The organism is Rhodococcus sp. MT28, from assembly GCF_058792695.1.
Genome location: NZ_JBXAFD010000080.1, coordinates 1 through 632, shown reverse-complemented (window position 1 = coordinate 632; position 632 = coordinate 1). Strand labels below are relative to the sequence as shown.

The 632-nt window shown below is 61.2% G+C and carries 1 pseudogene; it reads right to left on the bottom strand.

Annotated features, from left to right (window positions below):
• Window positions 1–551, bottom strand: a pseudogene (locus tag AC1Q6C_RS33710) (bifunctional lysylphosphatidylglycerol flippase/synthetase MprF); the annotation flags it as partial.
• Window positions 552–632: the final 81 nt, after the last annotated feature.

Genomic DNA, 632 nt, shown 5'->3' with positions numbered 1-632 from the left:
CCGTCCCAGGTGATCATCCATGACATCGTGCTTCCGCCGTGCCGACGTATCGAAGACTTGACATCTTCGATCACGTCGCCGCCCGCGCCCCGCGCGCCGTCAACTCGCCGTCGCCACGGCACGGTGAAGGCGCTCCGACCTGCGATCAGCAGTACGGCCTCACCAGCCCACAGCAGCCCGGTACCGGCCGTGACCGCCCCGACACTCTCGAAATCGTTGACTACAACGAGAATCAGAACCACCAGAGTGAGCACCGCAACGAAGACCGCATAGAACACGGTCAGGCGCCAAGCCCATCGGCGGCCGCGGCGTAGAAACTCCCCCAGCACACCCGCCACCACCACTGAAAACACGGTCGACCACGCCGAAACCTGGTGCGCAGATGTGGGTCCGAAAGGACCACTGCCAGGGAAGAAATACACCACGATGTGCACGACTGCGATCAACCACACACCAAATGCAGATACCAGCCGCGCTTCCCGGCGGGTCCGGGGACGAACACCGCGCTCGCTGCGCGAGAACCACTTCTCACCAGCGAGCAGAAACGTCACGAAGGCGAAAAGATGCGTCAGATCGGCAAAACGACCCAAGAACAGAAAGGAGACGATGACATAGCTACACAGCAGTATTCT